The sequence below is a fragment of the Drouetiella sp. genome (genome assembly GCF_059504425.1).
On sequence record NZ_JCACIN010000113.1, the window covers coordinates 1 to 14,952 of the forward strand.

Sequence of the window (14,952 nt, forward strand, 5' to 3'; positions counted from 1 at the left end):
GGGGCACCAACTCACTCAACGCACTCGATCGGGAATCCTCAGACTGAATCTGGCGGGTCACTTCCAAGGCTTCGCTCGCCAGCTCCGGCAGATGGGGCACCAACGCACTCAACGCAATCGATCGGGAATCCTCAGACTGAATCTGGCGAGTCACTTCCAAGGCTTCGCTCAGCATCGACTCTGGCAAACAGGGAGCGAGGGCGACGATCGCCTCTGCTCGTGAACTAGCTTGTTGAATTTGCTGGACATAGGCTAGTCCCTGAATCGGTTGCCAATGTCCCTTTTGTACCAGCGCGGCGATCAACTCTGGCGGCAAGTTACTCGCCAAACTATTCAAAGAAGCTGTGATTAGGGTATGGCGGCACTGTAAGTTAATTGCCGTCAACGGCTCATCCGCATAGAGCGTCTCTGCCAATCGCCAAGCTCGCGCTATGTCCGTGACAAAGTTCGCAGTCAATCCCAAACGTTCACAAGCCTCATACCAGCCATTGCGCCCTGCTGCTGTGGACTCTTGCAGAAGCTGGTGAATGGCCTCGGGTTGAGCTGCCTGTTCAAAATGCCAGGTAAGGTGCTTGTGGATATAGCCGTCATCCGGCAGCATGTGCCACAGTCCCTGCTGTGTTTTGGCTCGAAATTGCTCCAGCACTTGGGCATGAGCCTGGGTTAGCGCCAGCCCCAATCCTGGCAAGTCATGGGCATTCTCTGGAGTAGGGCTGCTCGTTAGCAATCGTTTTGCCAGATCATGCATCAGGTCATGTAGACGGTAGGTTCGCTGCCCCTCTGCTTGGGATGCGCCTGCCAGCACCAGAGCACGCGAGCGAAACCCGCGCAGAATCGTGCCTGCCTGCCGAGGACTCACTTGCCACAGCGTTGCTGCTACTGGCTCCGTAGTCAAGACATCTTCCGGCAGTACCCCAAACCAAGCAAATTGCCGCTGCTGTTCAGGCGAGAGGCGTTGCACGCTCAAGTTAAGGGAGGCAAGCAAACTATATCGCTTCTGCTGGGTCTGGCTGGTGGCAGCACCAGGGCGATCAAAAGTTTCCAGACGGGCAATCTCTGCTCGCAAATCTTCCAGCAGCTCGCTAAAGGTAATGCCCTCTTCAATCTGTGCAGCTGCCAGTTCTAGCGCTAGGGGCAAGTGTCCTACTTCTTGCGCTAGCTCTGCGGCCTGCTGCTGTTCCATTAGCGTCAGAGCGCGATTACATTGCTTGTCCAGCAAGTCCCGCGATTGCTCTGGGGTCATCACATTGAGGTTGTGACGTTGGGCATCCGGGATATCTGCCTCTCTAGTGGTGACCAGAAGCCGACAGCCCGAGCTACCCACTTGAAACGGAGACACATGATCCGGGTTCCAGGCATCGTCTACCACCAGCAGCATCTGTTTGTCATGCAACAGCGTCCGCAGGTGAGTCGATGCCATCTCGACCGTGATCGGCTTGAAATCCCGATCGCCCAATGCCTGAATCCAGCCGCTCAGAAACGAAAGGATATCTGGCTCTTGTCCCAGAGTCACCCACAGGATGCCATCACCAAAGCGAGCTTGCACCTCCAGGTCATGGGCGATCGCCGCTGCCAACACCGACTTGCCAATGCCCCCAAGACCATAGATAGCACTCACAACCAGCGTGCCAGGGGTATGCCCGTTTTCAGTCAGCAGCTTCGCTTTAATCGCTTGTTGCTGTTCCGGTCGAGCAACAAAGTGAGTCGGCAAAGGGGGAACCTGAAAAGGAATCCCAAAAGACCTTTGAGGAAGTCTTGTTTCACTGCGATCTGCCGCGTCCAGAAGCAGGGATGGGGCATATTCGACGATCGCCAGCGTCCCACCCAATCCCATGTAGAAGGGTTCCTGTCCTTTGCCTTGCACATCAGCACTGACAAAGGAATACAGCCGATTGGCATCAATTTTCCCTTGCTCATTCGCTTGCTGAGGTGCCAACCCTGCCAGCACCGCTCCGGTAAAAATGCCGTGCTCCGCTTCTTCATAGGCTATTTCACTGCTGCGGCAAGCCGTGATCAGGAAAGAGTCAGTTTTGTTCAGGAAAGTCGTGAGGCTATTTTGGATCAGCCCTCTCTCTAGCCGCAGCTCTAAGATTGAACCCGCGTGACAGCAATCAAGCAACATCACAAAGCTGCTCAATTGTGCCGTGTTGATCTGACTGTTCAATGCCTGAAAGGGGTAGGCATTTTGCCCGTTCGTCAGAGAATCCGATGCGGCTAGATACCCGGTTGGCTCTACACCAGGAATCGGGCTAGCAATGTTCAACCCATGCCCCGCAAAGTAGATTAACGCATCATGCCCCTTTGCCGTATCCGTCAAGAACCGATGAATGGCTTGACCCAGATCCGCTAACGTTAACCGACGATTATCGACAAAGTATCGTTGCTCGGATTCATTCCAGCCTTCCGGCAGTCGCTGCACCTTCTCAAACCGACCGTGAGCTTCTAAAAGATCGGCGATCGCATTCGCATCCGATACCGCTTTATCTAGCTTTCGCAATTTGTCGTACTGAGCAATCCCAATCACCAGCGCATATCGCCGTGCCATGTAATCTACCTGGGCTGAAATGAAAGCAAGTCAATCTGTCTGCCGTCATCATAGCTGCCTATAATCAGGTAGTTTGCCAAGTTGCAGGATATTTTTATGGATGAACTGCCACAGCCCGAGGTGCAAAGCTTCTGCTATACCGATGAAGCGGGTGAAACCTATGAGATTTTCATCGAATCCAAAAGCAATCCTGAGCTGACAGAAACCAGTGACTCCGGTCGGGAAGGACGCGGGAATAGCCCCTCCTCCATTCAGATGCAAGAAGCCAGCCGCATGATCCGAGGCTATGCTGCCTATGCAGTCGGGGCATTCAAGAATTTCAGTGCCGCCAAAGTCGATGGGGTAACGCTCAAGTTTGGCCTAAAGATTGGCGGAAAGGTAGGAATCCCCTACATCACAGAAGGCTCCACCGAAAGCAATCTAGAAATTGAGGTGAAATGCTCCTTCCCCGACAATCCCTAAGCCACCATTAAGATGCATTCAGGCTCACGACACAATGGAACAGCGATCGCCCCATCTCAGGAAAACTAGGGGCGATTTTCGCGCCCATGATGAACTCGCAAGATGAACACTCGCTGCGCCTCGACGCGATAGTACAGCATGTACCCAGACTGACCAAAAAAGACCCGCAACTTTCGTTGGCTCGTGCCCGGAATAGCAACACCACGATGGGGCGATCGCGCCAGGGTAGCACCCGCCGATAGGATCGCTCGGACAGCACGGCTGGCGGCTTCTGGGTTCTTCTCATTCAAAAAATCAAACTGCCTTTGCAAGTCAGCCAGCGCTTCCGGCAACCAAGAAACTTCCAGCATTACGATCGCTTCTCTGATCCCAGACTAGCGGCCCAACTTGCGATCTGCTCTTGGGAAACGCTGCTTCCAGTTTGCTGAAAGGTTTGCCACCGCTGTTCATTCTCTTGAATAATTTCAGCTTCCGTCAGCTCAGCAAACCCCAGAGTCGTATCCACTTCCACCGCGCTGTCAGACTCCTGAATAGCAAGCTGCTGGATATGAAAAGACCTTAAGGCTTCCTCAATAATAACTTCAGGGTTGTCGTAACCCAAAGCCATAATCTCTCGCATCAAAGCCTCAGCCGTTGAAGTAATTTGGATATTCATGGCGTATGAGGGGGTGAAAACTTGAAACAGCCTTTAGCGATATTGTAGCGCCAGACTGCAAACCAGGACGCGAGCCATGCCTTTCGCGCGATCGCCCAAAACGACAGCTAACAAAACTCATTTAGGATCTGGATGGGTAGGGTTTGGCTGGGTAAATATGGGATAAGCTGCATCCGAACCCCGCCACAAATACTCCGTCAAGGCTTCCCCTAGTTTGCGTTCTTCCAGTGGATTGGTAGGCAATGCCCAGCGCAGAGATTGATACAGCAGCGGGCGATAGAGATCAAACGTCGATTCCAGCAGATCCGCATAGGTGCCTGCTGCCTCCAGCATCCAAGCATAGTAGGCAAAGAGAGCGGAGGCTAACCCCACTAAGGCAGTCCACCAAGACCAAGGACACCAGAAAATCAGGCTCCAACCCATAAACAGCAGGCTCCAAAGCCAGACGCGAGCGGCGGTGTTCAGGTCAGCGCGAGCCTCTTGCAGATCTTTTTTCACGCCGTCGGGCAACAGCAGCCAAAGCCGTGGCCAGCAGATCACCGCATCCAGTCCATACTTCTCCAGAGGACGCAACTCAGCAGCTCTCAACACATTCCCCAATCGTGTAGGCATCAGGCGATCGGGGCGCAGGGGCGTATGCATGAGCTGCCAGTCTAATTGCACATACTCATCAATCAGCTCAGCCGTGCGTTGTGTTGGCTCAAGGCTGGCAAGGGTCTGAAAGCGATCGCCCATCTTTCTAATCCGTGCCGCCTGCCGTTTAATTAGCCAGCGGCGCGGCGATCGCAGCCAGGGATGCCAATACCCTTCCAGGAAGCGCAGCACTACCAGGTCAAAGCGTTGAATCACAAAAGCAGAGGCAGCAATCAGACAGAAGCCACCCACCAAAAGCGCAATTTGCAGAGGTTCGGGCTGATTCGTAAACCAGGCGGTAAAGCTGATCCAGCCGTAACACTGAATGCCTGCCGCAAAGCCGCCTGCCCAAAACACAAAGGCAGGGGTGAGTAGGGTTGCCACCCATTGTTCGGCTAGTTTTCCTCCCAAACCTTCCAGGAATTTAGCAGACATTAGGCTCCTTGGGGCGGCTCCACTCAGACTAGAGGAACGTTATGTGTCGGACAGAGCGGTGGCTCTACGCCAACTCTTGGACGATACCAGATGTAGTCTCCCTCCGGACAAACATATTTAGGCGCAGCAATTGCCGAACCCTGACCAGGCAGAGGGTTAAAGCCTTTCGTACTCTCTCTTGTGCTCTCGGGTAAAGCTTGCTTTTGCAGAAATGCAAACATCCACTCCCGCGTCGAGTCAGTTTCTGCCAGCAGCTCCAGGATTAAATTATCGACGGTTTCTCCAGCGTTAGCACGAGCCAGTAGGTCAGCAAGCTGTAGGTCTACTCGGGCGGCGGCTTCCGCTTCAAGCTGCTCAGCCAGGAAAGGGCGGATAGATCGGGCAGCTTCCAGGATATCTTCGGATGGGTACATCTCAGAACCTCTTGTGTTGAAATTATGAACCGCTACACACCAACATAATGAAAGGCAGCCCAATGGAAAGGATGGGCGAAACTTTTATCTTGCGAACCATATCTATAGACGTAATCAATCATGAACTCCTTCAGTAACTCATTAGTCTCACCGATCGTCATTTGTTGAGTATCAGCAAGTTCTTGAAAAACATCCTTAAGATAATCGTACTTCTGAATATTCGTCGTATCTCGTACCCACTGTTGCGCCTGACGCAGAGCCTGGGAAATGTCCAATTCCTCATTGCGCCAAAAGTCATAAAACCGCGTTAGCAGCAGCATCGTACTCAGATCAGACACAGCCCAAAGCGAGGCAGCCACGCCTGCTACCCCTGCTTGCAGCAACCCTGTAGGTAAGCTGATCGCCTCATCTGCCAGGTCAATTCCCGCCAGTCCGGTTTCACAGGCGGAGAGGATAGCGAGACGAATGCCGCCCCTATTCTCTTCAGCCAGCTTAAGGTCGAGGAGATTGCGTAGGGTAATCAGTCTATCGCTCATCATGAGTCCACTGGTCAGAGGATCACGCAGATTGGCAGTGCCATGACAGGCAAGATGGAGGATGTTGTAGTGGGGCAAGGCTGTCAGGACAGATTCGATCGCCGCTTCCTCATGCTTTAGAACTTTGTGCTGGGGGAAGGTGGCAATAGCAGCATTCACCTCACGGCTGGAGTTGGGCAGATCTTTGAGGGGATTGTCGATCGCCAACATCGAATCTGCTTCAGTTCGCTGAGCAATATCTTTTGCTGCGTTAATGGATTGGGCATTAGGGGCATAGGTGAAGTGAATCTCGTCTAGGGCGTAGCGTTTGCCATCGGGACGGGTTGCATCTTCTGTCCAGGCGGCGTGGAGCGGCAGCAAGCTGAGATATCCGGTGGGGATGAGAGTGGCTTGCTGAAATGAGTGTTGTTTGAGATGGTCAATCAGCGGTGCCATCAATGGTTGCCAGAGTTGACGAGTGCCTTGATCGATCGCATCATACCAACTTTGGCGATTAGTTTGAGATTGGCTGTAGGCATTGAACCAAGCAGTAAGGACTTCTCCCAAACTGGTTTGAGTGAGATCATCCAGCCAAAGATCGGCAATGCCGGTTTGGTTAACGATCAGGGCAAGGCTTCCGGTTGGAGTCGGCACAAGATACACCAGGGGAATGCCTGGACGAATAGCTTGCCGAATATCATCAAAGCTAGGTTGAGCCAGAAAGTCTGCATAGCCCTCTACTTGGCGGATCTGTTCAATGGTCTGCGTCAGAGTTTGGCGCAGTCGCAAAGCTTCAGTGCGGAAGGCCTCTGGGGTGAGGCTATGGCGTTCCTCTGAAGTCATCCGCAGGCGTTGTTGAATTTCCAGGTTGCGGAGCTGTTGAGTAATGTCTTGGTATTGGGTAAAGATCTCTGGATCAGTCTGTTGCAGTTGGCTGAGGTTAGATCGATCCCGGTCGAGGGTTTCGCTGAGGCCACGGGCACGACCTCGCTCCAGCGTCAAAGCCGCCTCTTGCAAGTTGCCAGTGTGAGCCAGAGCATAGGCAGCCCGCCGGGGCAAATCGGCGGTTTCTGTCAGTTCAGCAGCTTTACCATCTAGTAGGTTGGCACTTTGATAGAGAATTTCAGCAGCTTGTAGTGCCATCTGATAACTGGGAATAGCCTCTTGCCATCGCTGTTGCTTACTAAAGAGATTAGCTAAACTGGCCGCAGATCTACGACAATTATCGGGCAACAGCCTCGGCTTAAAAATCTCTAAGCTACTTTGGTAGTGAGCTATAGCTTGCTCAATATTACTGGCACGCTTCCCTCCAACACGATTCTTATACGTGGTTGCCAGGTTCATCATGGTGGTTGCCCAATCCACTGGCATTTCCGTTTTGGTTCTGACTGTCAGGGCTTTCTGGTAAGCTGAAATCGCTTGCTCCAGGTTCTCGGCTCGATCTCCTTGAATGCGTTGAGCGTATACATTTGCCAAATTACTCATAGATTGAGACCAATCCATTGGCATCTCCGTTTCAGTGGTCACCGTTAGGGCTTGCTGGTAGGCTAAAATCGCCTGCTCTAGGTTTTCTGCCCGATCCCCTCGGATACGGTCAGCATATGCGAGTGCCAAGTTATTCATAGTGGTTGCCCAATCCACTGGCATTTCCGTTTTGGTTCTGACTGTCAGGGCTTGCTGGTAGGCTGAAATCGCTTGCTCCAAATTTTCCGCCCGGTCTCCCCGAACACGGTCAGCATAGGCAAGTGCCAAATTATTCATGGATTGGGCCCAATCCACTGGCATTTCCGTTTTGGTTCTGACTGTCAGGGCTTGCTGATAGGCTGAAATCGCTTGCTCCAGGTTCTCCGACCGATCCCCTCGAATGCGGCATTGATAGGAAATTGCCAAGTTATTCATAGTGGCGGCCCAATCCACTGGCATTTCTGTTTTGGTTCTGACTGTCAGGGCTTGTTGACAGGCTGAGATCGCTTGCTCCAAATTCTCTGCCCTATCCCCTCGGATTCGATCAACGTAGGCGAGTGCCAGGTTATTCATGGTGGTTGCCCATAGTGCCGGACTCTCCATTTCGATTCTCACTGTCAAGGCTTGTTGGTAGGTTGAAATCGCTTTCTCTAAATTTTCCGCTCGATTCTCTCGAATGCGTAAATAATAGGCGGTCGCTAGGTTCATCATGCTCGCAGCCCAATCCACTGGCATTTCTGTTTTGGTTCTCACCATTAGGGCTTGCTGATAGGCTGAAATTGCTTTCTCCAAATTTTCCGCTCGATTCCCTCGGATTCGATCAGCATAGGCAAGCGCCAGGTTATTCATGCTCGCAGCCCAATCCACTGGCATTTCTGTTTTGGTTCTCACCATTAGGGCTTGCTGATAGGCTGAAATTGCTTTCTCCAAATTTTCCGCTCGATTCCCTCGGATTCGATCAGCATAGGCAAGCGCCAGGTTATTCATGGTAGTGGCCCACAGTTCTGAAGAAGTATCACTGGTAAAGACTTGCAACGCCAATTCGCAAGCAGCAATACCCAACTCCAGATTTAGCCATCGAGTACCTAAGGGAAATTGGTTAATTAAACTGCCGAAGTTGACCAACGTAGCCGCTACACTCGGTCGCTGATCTACATCTTTGTTAAATAACCACGCTCCTATATAGGGCAGGACTTCTAACAATACTGTACTCAACTGCGCTTGCTGCTGTGCCCACACTGGATAGATCTGCTGAGGATCTCCTTGGTTATCTGCCACCAACTGCAACATCTCTAGCAAAAATTTTGTGGCGTCTTCCCATCCTGTGGATTCAACTTTTTCTAATAACTGCGCCAACTGCGCTGCAAATCCCCGCAACCACCCAGCATTACTATCGCCCTGGCTCTCCAAACTCGCGGTGACTTGCTCCATCACCGTCACCAGCTCCGCATTTACTAATTCTGCGTTCGCCTGCAATAGCGCTGCCTCCTGCCCCTGCGGACAGCCCAGCAGTTTCTCAATTAGTGACACATAGGCTTGCAGCCGTTGCTCATCCATAACTCGCTGTCCTCAATGGGGCACAGCTCATAATTACATGAATGTTCCAGCTCATTTCGAGATAATTCAGAAAACCTTCCGAATCCAAACAGTATGAAGCCTAGCTCGTTTTGCGTCGTTCAAACGGAGTCGTTTTCTCCATGAACTGCTCCAGGTCACTCAAGCGAAAATCGAGGGTTTTTTCAGCATGGAGCGATCGCTGCTAGAGGGAGATTACTCCTCTATCCAATAGGTGCAACGTTCCCAGATTCCCTAATCTCTCAGTCAGGAAGATTTTAGTTTTCAGCATAGCCTGCCTCCCTAACAGTAGGATCAATCAAACAGTGGGACAAAATAGCAACAGATGCCAACATTTAACGCAGAAAGAGCCGCTATGATTCTCGCTGAGGCGGTTTTGTACGGGGATAAGGAAACTTCTCAAAAGTGGGGCATCAGCCTCAGAAGCCTTGAGCGGTGGCGATCGCGCTCCCAACAAGATGAAGTCTTGGCGGCATTTGTCCAGAAAAAACTTGAGAAGCTTCAGAACGGCTGGGCTGATGAAGCGCCTTTGGCTTTACGAGAAGGCATAGCTTTTCTACGACGGGCAGCGCGGGAGGGCGACCCTCAAAGTCCAGACCAGGTGAAAGCGATCGCAGGTGCAGTGCAAATGCTAGCTGAAATCACGACTATGAAACAGGTCATCGATGCTCGATTCTCTGCTCAAGCTGCCTCTGCTGCGAGCAAGAGTTATTGATATCCTGCGGGTTAATGCAGATCTCTAGTTCTGTGGAGCGATCGTTAATTCCAGCTCTGAAAAAATTTGAGGCACTCTGCGCGGTTCGGGTTGATGAGTATGAACACAGCAGACAGATTAAGTTTGGCAATCCTCCTTTCAATGAGATTCATCCATGCCCTAGGCAGAGCGATTGATATTGCCATCAATCAGCAGAGGTTTACTCTTACTGCTGTAGTGAGCCGCCAAGTGGGCAGCGATTGTAGTTTTGCCACGCCACCCTTGAAGCTGGCGATCGTAATTATCATGACTCAGCCTGTAAAACGAAACCTTGCAAACGATTCTCCCATGAAGGACGATCGCGCTCTCTAGTCAGAATCGTCCGATGGCACCATAGCCATTGCCAGAATCGCTTTCCTGACCCTCTCAGCTTGAGCATCGGCTGGCACGACTGCCGGAATAGGGTTAGGCTTTTCTGTTTTAGCTGCTGCTGGCTCCACACTATGCGTTGCCATCCGAGCCACCGCTGCCTCGATGCGATCGATCTGCGACTGCTGCCCTGGAAGTGGATGCCCCATCTTGATCGTGTTGTACAGGAATTTAACACCCTCGATCGCCTGGGCAGTGTCCCCAGATCTATGAAGCTGCTGAAGCAATTCGACTGATTCACGTAGCTCAGAGTAGATCCGAACCATCTCACTTTTCAATCGCTTATCTGCTGGCATAAAACACCTTGCTATCATCCATTCTTCTTATCATTGCCTGTTTTTTCGGCATGAATCAGACTTTCATTGATAGCAAGCGCTTATGATGCAGTCCAACCGTCCCTTCTCCGACGACACCATGCGGGTTACAGGCTTTACAATGGTATGTATTCTACTAGAATAGAGACTAAAGGCAGTTATGCCCAAATCCGATCGCAGTGGACAAGCCGAAGTTTTAAGCCCCGATCAACTGAATCACCTCTGGCAAAATCTAGAGCAGCCGCACCGACTGATCACCCAAATTTGCTATTACTCTGGCAGTCGCATTGGTGAAGTCTGTCAGCTCCGCGCCGAAGATATCAAGAATGCTCAGATTGTGTTTCGATCGCCCAACACGAAAACGAAGCAAACAAAAACAGTGGACATGGCTCCGCCCTTGCGATCGCTCTTAGACCAGGCGACTCTGCCTAAAGTTGGCTACCTGTTCCCGGCGGCTCCCACCACTAGAACGAAGCGTAAGATCTACCGGATCGATCGCGCCTCTGACACAGCAGGTCGGGTTGATGTCCGCACGAATAAGCCGATTCAAAATCACTTCACTGTCGTGGGGGAAATCGATCGCCAGTTCCTCAGCACTCAGGCAGTCGATAAAGCATTGAGGAAAGCTTGCAAGGCGATCGGGCTGGATGGTGTGAGTACCCATACCTTTAGGCGAAGTCTGGCAACTCATCTGTATCGGGGTGGTGTGCCGCTGCGAACGATCATGGCAATCACCGGGCATAAAAGCTTGGCATCGCTCACGCTCTATATCAACCTGGAGCAGGGTGAGGCTAAGGATGCTTTGTTTGAATTCTTTAAGGCGGGTTAGAGCTACTTCGCCCATTCGCGGATCTTCTTGGCATTGCGGCTGGTCAGTTCAACTTCTCGGATGACCTTAACCCTGAATTCTTCTCTCAACTTCTTCGGCGCATAATCCACGATAAGTGCCAGCCAGTCTTGATACTCCGTCATTAACTCGGCTGCTAGACTTTCACTTTCGCTGATGAGTTCATCCGTTTGGTATCCATAGTCGTCTGAGTAGTAGATCTCGTAGACAACCTCAGTTTTGCGATCCTCTTCTTCCGTGTATTCATACCTTGTCTCATTCCAGCGCCGATCGGGATTTTTGAGATACAGCGCGAGTTCTTGTCGATAGTCTTGAAGATCTTTACAGCATTCATCATAGAGCCACAGAGTCCTAGCCCCGTGGTCTATCAATCTTTTCAGATGTTTCTGCTTGTCCCAACTTTTTTGGACTAACGAGCGGATACGCCCTGTCCAGACCTGGGCTTCCTTCCTTCTTAAGTCAATCCTTTCGCCAAACATTGGATCAAGAGCTAGGGTGCTGGGTCGAAATTCAATTACAACTTCATCCTGGACAACCTTAAGCGTGGCGATCACCAGGACGTTCCACGGGGACTCACTAAGGCAGGCATCAACATTCTCCATCCCCCAATGCAGCACGGCTTGACAAAACGCACGCGCGTCAATCTCACCAATGTGGAAATAATAAGCGAGTGAATCAGGACTGAGAGATCTCCCCAGGCAAATATCGATCGCCTTCACCCGACCATTCCCGCCATCCGATACTCGATCGCGCTGCCGCCGACAGAAGTAAAAATACCTGTGACCTTTGATTTTCCTGACTCGAATGAAGCTCATTTTTAACAGTTACCACTACGTTTTTAGCCTCTGTGCCATATCGTACTCTCAGAGGCATCTACGAGGCTCGTAGACAGGCGATAGGTTCGAGTGATGAACTATCCGCGATCAGTGCGCTGTGGCTTGGAGGCGAAAAATGTGATCTGGGCGGTTTTTGGTGTGCGCGATCGCCTGTCTGTAGCGCCAAGAACAATATCCGTCGATCGGAAAAGCTAGTACGCTTGATCAACCGATCACACCGGAGATTCCTGATGCCTAAGCCCGTATCGCAGCCCAGCCTGTTTGACTCGATCGTCGTGGGAGCAATTCAGCTTCCCGTCCATCTCATTGATCCGCACCCGTTGAACCCTCGCCCCCAGAGCGATCGCTACGGTTGCCGCGTGGATGACGAAAAAGTAGAAGAACTCATCAGCCTGATTCAGTCCAAGGGATACGACGAGTCAGAGCCGATCGCAGTCAGGAAGATAGGTGATCGCTATCAACTCCTCCGAGGGCATCACCGCTGGATTGCAGTCAAGGAAATCGGCAATAGCTCTATCCCTGCTGTTATTCGTGAGATGGATGACAAGGAGGCGGCGATCGCGCTTCTCACCATGCAAGGTAAGGAAGTTGATTCCTGGAGTCGTGCCATTCATGCCTATGACTGCTGTAAGGCTTATGGTGGCGATGGGCTGATGACGGTGAGTGAGTATGCCGAGATGGTGGGGAAGCAGCAACCTGCAATTACAAAAGCAATCCAAGCGAGTGAAATAGTGAAGTGTATTCCCGTGGGAATACACTCTCTATCGGTTCGTGCTGCAACAGACATCGCTGCCCTCCCTGAGTCAGATTGGCGGTGGTTCGCGGAGCTGTGCATCGGTCAGGAATGGGGAGAAAAGGAACGTAGTGCAGCTATTAAGGCAGTCAAAGCGATCGACATTCCTGAATTTCTCACCCATTGGCTCAGCCCTAAATACTGGAAGAACGAGGCGGCAATAAATACTGTCGGTGGGCAGAACCGTATCCCTACAGACGTTGCCAATTGGGTGAAGGCTGCAACTGAGTGCTTCGAGAAACTGCCATCCGATCGCCCTATTTGGAAGTTCAAAGATGATCGACCTTACCAGGAACCCATCAACCTGCAAGAGAGATTCTTAGCTGCACTTCCCTCCATCAAAAACCCCAGCGCAACGAAAGCCCAGGCGTTACAGGCTTCTCTTCTCAAAGAGGTCAAGGAACTCGATCGCCTCTATGCCGAGTGGGAGAATAAGCAGAAATCTCAGCAGCAACAGCAGCAACTTGAAGAGGAAAGGCTGCTGGCTCAACGTGCGATCGAGGCTGAATACTCCCCCATTGGATTCAACGGCAACGTCACCGACTGGGAGTTTGAGCCTGAATCGTTTGATGCCATCATCACCGACCCGCCTTACCTCCTCAGCAATGACGGGCATACTGTGCGATCGGGCAAACAGGTATCAGTTAACAAGAACTTTGAAGATAAGGTAGGTGTAGCGATCGATCCTTCTGTCTGGGTGCCGATCGCAGCTAAAGCCTTGAAGCCTGGAGGTTGCCTGGTCGTCACCTGCACTGAAGCGCTGCTATACCGAGCTGATTTACACGGAGTCTGTGAAGAGTCGGGACTAGAACTGAGACAAACCCTGATCTGGGATAAGCCAAACGCGCCACCGCTGCTAAGTGCCGATCGCTGTGCCCAGAACTTTGAGTTCATCTATGTTGCGCTCAAGCCCGGAGCCAAACCGTACTTTGGCTATGAGGATGTAATGCGCGAAGGGAAACAGGCTAAAGCTGTTATTAGCCACATTCCCCAGTGTGGGGGGAAAGAGCGCTTGGGGTGGCATGACACGCAGAAGCCGCTAGAGCTAGGAGAGCTGCTAACGCTGATGTATGTCCCACCTGGCGGTCGAGTAGCGGATCTGTTCGCAGGGACAGCGACATTTACTGTTGCGGCAAAACGACTGGGCAGGAAATCTGCATGGGTGGAGCAAGACCCTGAATTCTTCGCTAAAGCAGATTCTAGGATTGAGGCTGAGTCGTTCCCTGTTCTGGAGATTCCTGCGATACGAGCTTCGCTCAGGCAGACCAACGCCCCATCCCTCCCGGATATAGCAGAACCCGCTCCTCCTGACGGAGCTGAGCGCCAGACCAGCACCCAGGCGAGAAAGCGAAGAAAGAAAGTTACTGCCTGAGCGAAGGGCGATCGCCCATTGATACGCGATCGCTCTGGTCATATTGAATTGCCCAAAAAGTTATGCCATCGATCGCTGGAGGGGTGAGGGCTTTCACATTTCCCTCTCATTGCAAGGATTAGCTGCTTCATTTGTGGCGATCGCTATAAGTCTTTTAGGTTTCAAACAGAGGAGATCTGAGCCATGTGAGCGATTTTTGTCTGAAAGTAGATGCAGTTAATAGACTGCTGCAACTACGATTCTGCTTGCGCAACTACGATTCTGCTTGCAATTGTCGCATCAAATCCTGAGTCAATGGATCGTCAGATAGCGTTGCAGCTTGCCCTGCCTGAATTGCCTGCTTGAGCATCTCCAGGAAATTGTTCCTGAAAGTGGTTGTATTGGGATGGCTTTCACCCAAGGTTTGGATAGCAAGGGCGATCGCTTGAATATACAACGGCTCTGCGGCCTCGTAGCGCCCCTGGGATCTGTAGAGGGCTGCCAGGTTATTGAGACTGGTGGCGACATCGGGATGCTCCGCCCCCAGCAGCCGCTGCCTCATCTCCAGCGCTTGCACCAACAACGGCTCTGCCGCCTCGTAGCGCCCCTGGGATCTGTAGAGGGCTGCCAGGTTATTGAGACTTTGAGCGACATCGGGATGCGCTTGACCCAACAGGCGCTGACTCATCTCCAGCGCTTGCACATACAACGGCTCTGCGGCCTCGTAGCGCCCCTGGGATCTGTAGAGGGCTGCCAGGTTATTGAGACTGGTGGCGACATCGGGATGCTCCGCCCCCAGCAGCCGCTGCCTCATCTCCAGCGCTTGCACATACAAAGGCTCTGCCGCCTCGTAGCGCCCCTGGGAATAGTAGAGGTATGCCAGGTTATTGAGGCTGCGGGCGACATCGGGATGCTCCTGTCCCAGCAGCCGCTGCATCATCTCCAGCGCTTGCACATACAAAGGCTCTGCCGCCTCGTAGCGCCCCTGGGA

The 14,952-nt window shown here is 52.0% G+C and carries 14 protein-coding genes; 5 read left to right on the forward strand and 9 right to left on the reverse strand.

What is annotated here, in order from left to right:
- A partial coding sequence (locus AC5JMP_RS25485) for an NB-ARC domain-containing protein (RefSeq protein ID WP_495854313.1) occupies nt 1-2,545 on the reverse strand: 2,545 nt, incomplete at its 3' end.
- A 96-nt stretch (nt 2,546-2,641) separates the two neighbouring features.
- On the opposite strand from AC5JMP_RS25485, the gene AC5JMP_RS25490 reads away from it, so the two are divergent.
- Nucleotides 2,642-3,007, forward strand: coding sequence for a CU044_2847 family protein (locus AC5JMP_RS25490; protein ID WP_495854314.1), 366 nt, complete (start codon nt 2,642-2,644; stop codon nt 3,005-3,007).
- Nucleotides 3,008-3,072: 65 nt separating this feature from the next.
- Here the strand turns inward: AC5JMP_RS25490 and AC5JMP_RS25495 are convergent, their stop codons facing one another.
- From AC5JMP_RS25495 to AC5JMP_RS25515, 5 genes are all read right to left on the reverse strand, one after another.
- Nucleotides 3,073-3,357 (reverse strand): type II toxin-antitoxin system RelE/ParE family toxin, encoded by a 285-nt coding sequence (locus tag AC5JMP_RS25495; RefSeq protein WP_495854315.1) that lies wholly within the window; start codon nt 3,355-3,357, stop codon nt 3,073-3,075.
- On the reverse strand, nt 3,357-3,662 hold the full coding sequence (locus tag AC5JMP_RS25500) for a hypothetical protein (protein ID WP_495854316.1): 306 nt from the start codon (nt 3,660-3,662) through the stop codon (nt 3,357-3,359). Before AC5JMP_RS25500 ends, AC5JMP_RS25495 begins: the two co-directional genes overlap by 1 nt.
- A gap of 117 nt (nt 3,663-3,779) precedes the next feature.
- Nucleotides 3,780-4,730 carry a hypothetical protein gene (locus tag AC5JMP_RS25505; protein ID WP_495854317.1) on the reverse strand — a complete coding sequence of 317 codons (951 nt, stop codon included), beginning with the start codon at nt 4,728-4,730 and terminating at the stop codon, nt 3,780-3,782.
- 23 nt (nt 4,731-4,753) lie between these two features.
- A complete protein-coding gene (locus tag AC5JMP_RS25510; RefSeq protein ID WP_495854318.1) occupies nt 4,754-5,143 on the reverse strand; it encodes a hypothetical protein in 390 nt (129 codons plus the stop codon).
- 32 nt (nt 5,144-5,175) lie between these two features.
- On the reverse strand, nt 5,176-8,679 hold the full coding sequence (locus AC5JMP_RS25515; RefSeq protein WP_495854319.1) for a CHAT domain-containing tetratricopeptide repeat protein: 3,504 nt from the start codon (nt 8,677-8,679) through the stop codon (nt 5,176-5,178).
- 373 nt (nt 8,680-9,052) lie between these two features.
- Between AC5JMP_RS25515 and AC5JMP_RS25520 the strand changes: the two genes are divergently transcribed.
- Together AC5JMP_RS25520 and AC5JMP_RS25525 are read left to right on the forward strand one after the other, a co-directional pair.
- Complete coding sequence (locus AC5JMP_RS25520; RefSeq protein ID WP_495854320.1) at nt 9,053-9,412, forward strand: hypothetical protein; 360 nt, start codon at nt 9,053-9,055, stop codon at nt 9,410-9,412.
- Between the two features lie 141 nt (nt 9,413-9,553).
- Entirely contained in the window at nt 9,554-9,763 is a 210-nt protein-coding gene (locus AC5JMP_RS25525; RefSeq protein WP_495854321.1) for a hypothetical protein, read from the forward strand.
- Here the strand turns inward: AC5JMP_RS25525 and AC5JMP_RS25530 are convergent.
- A complete protein-coding gene (locus tag AC5JMP_RS25530) occupies nt 9,760-10,086 on the reverse strand; it encodes a hypothetical protein (RefSeq protein WP_495854322.1) in 327 nt (108 codons plus the stop codon). The two genes, AC5JMP_RS25525 and AC5JMP_RS25530, sit on opposite strands and share 4 nt — an antisense overlap.
- Nucleotides 10,087-10,294: 208 nt before the next feature.
- Here AC5JMP_RS25530 and AC5JMP_RS25535 point away from each other — a divergent pair, with 208 nt between their 5' ends.
- Nucleotides 10,295-10,963: a tyrosine-type recombinase/integrase gene (locus tag AC5JMP_RS25535; RefSeq protein ID WP_495854323.1), complete on the forward strand. Its 669-nt coding sequence runs from the start codon at nt 10,295-10,297 to the stop codon at nt 10,961-10,963.
- 2 nt (nt 10,964-10,965) lie between these two features.
- Here the strand turns inward: AC5JMP_RS25535 and AC5JMP_RS25540 are convergent, their stop codons facing one another.
- Nucleotides 10,966-11,796 carry a hypothetical protein gene (locus AC5JMP_RS25540; RefSeq protein WP_495854324.1) on the reverse strand — a complete coding sequence of 277 codons (831 nt, stop codon included), beginning with the start codon at nt 11,794-11,796 and terminating at the stop codon, nt 10,966-10,968.
- Nucleotides 11,797-11,828: 32 nt separating this feature from the next.
- Between AC5JMP_RS25540 and AC5JMP_RS25545 the strand changes: the two genes are divergently transcribed.
- Nucleotides 11,829-13,982: a DNA methyltransferase gene (locus tag AC5JMP_RS25545; RefSeq protein ID WP_495854325.1), complete on the forward strand. Its 2,154-nt coding sequence runs from the start codon at nt 11,829-11,831 to the stop codon at nt 13,980-13,982.
- 253 nt (nt 13,983-14,235) lie between these two features.
- Here the strand turns inward: AC5JMP_RS25545 and AC5JMP_RS25550 are convergent.
- Nucleotides 14,236-14,952: tetratricopeptide repeat protein (locus AC5JMP_RS25550; protein WP_495854326.1), on the reverse strand; the 717-nt coding region annotated here is incomplete at its 5' end.

Coding starts and splice junctions, on each gene's coding strand:
- AC5JMP_RS25490 (WP_495854314.1), top strand. CDS start 2,642: ATGGATGAACTGCCACAGCCCGAGGTGCAAAGCTTCTGCTATACCGAT.
- AC5JMP_RS25495 (WP_495854315.1), bottom strand. CDS start 3,357: ATGCTGGAAGTTTCTTGGTTGCCGGAAGCGCTGGCTGACTTGCAAAGG.
- AC5JMP_RS25500 (WP_495854316.1), bottom strand. CDS start 3,662: ATGAATATCCAAATTACTTCAACGGCTGAGGCTTTGATGCGAGAGATT.
- AC5JMP_RS25505 (WP_495854317.1), bottom strand. CDS start 4,730: ATGTCTGCTAAATTCCTGGAAGGTTTGGGAGGAAAACTAGCCGAACAA.
- AC5JMP_RS25510 (WP_495854318.1), bottom strand. CDS start 5,143: ATGTACCCATCCGAAGATATCCTGGAAGCTGCCCGATCTATCCGCCCT.
- AC5JMP_RS25515 (WP_495854319.1), bottom strand. CDS start 8,679: ATGGATGAGCAACGGCTGCAAGCCTATGTGTCACTAATTGAGAAACTG.
- AC5JMP_RS25520 (WP_495854320.1), top strand. CDS start 9,053: ATGATTCTCGCTGAGGCGGTTTTGTACGGGGATAAGGAAACTTCTCAA.
- AC5JMP_RS25525 (WP_495854321.1), top strand. CDS start 9,554: ATGAGATTCATCCATGCCCTAGGCAGAGCGATTGATATTGCCATCAAT.
- AC5JMP_RS25530 (WP_495854322.1), bottom strand. CDS start 10,086: ATGGTTCGGATCTACTCTGAGCTACGTGAATCAGTCGAATTGCTTCAG.
- AC5JMP_RS25535 (WP_495854323.1), top strand. CDS start 10,295: ATGCCCAAATCCGATCGCAGTGGACAAGCCGAAGTTTTAAGCCCCGAT.
- AC5JMP_RS25540 (WP_495854324.1), bottom strand. CDS start 11,796: ATGAGCTTCATTCGAGTCAGGAAAATCAAAGGTCACAGGTATTTTTAC.